The following is a 439-nucleotide window of genomic DNA, read 5'->3' as shown; positions in this document are numbered from 1 at the left end:
CTCGCGCCCTACCAAGACTTCCCCACGCAGGACGGCAACATGCTGCTGGCCATTGGCAACGACGGGCAGTTCCAGCGCTTTTGCGCCGCCGCCGAGCAGCCCCAGTGGGCCAGCGACCCGCGCTATGCCACCAACACACTGCGCGTGCAAAACCGCACCGCGCTGATCCCCGCCATGGAGGCCGTGACCCGCACGCGCACCACAGCCGAATGGATCACGCTGCTGGAAGACAAGGCCGTGCCTTGCGGCCCCATCAACACCATTGCCCAGGCGTTTGACGACGCGCAGGTGCAGGCCCGTGGCCTGGCCGTGACGCTGCCGCGCTGGAAGGACGGCGAGGCAGCCACCGACAAGGTGCAGCAGATCACCGGCGTGGCCAGCCCGCTGCGCCTGTCGGCCACGCCACCGGTGCTGCGCAATGCGCCGCCGGCACTGGGGC

General features: G+C 69.9%; 1 protein-coding gene. It reads left to right on the top strand.

Annotated elements, in window-relative coordinates; translation table 11 throughout:
* Nucleotides 1-39: 39 nt before the first annotated feature.
* A partial coding sequence (locus GPA27_RS28470) for a CoA transferase (protein ID WP_246261547.1) occupies nt 40-439 on the top strand: 400 nt, incomplete at its 3' end.

Origin of the sequence: Aromatoleum toluolicum, from assembly GCF_012911005.2 — a bacterium.
Classification (GTDB): domain Bacteria; phylum Pseudomonadota; class Gammaproteobacteria; order Burkholderiales; family Rhodocyclaceae; genus Aromatoleum; species Aromatoleum toluolicum.
This window is presented reverse-complemented; position numbering and strand designations above follow the sequence as displayed.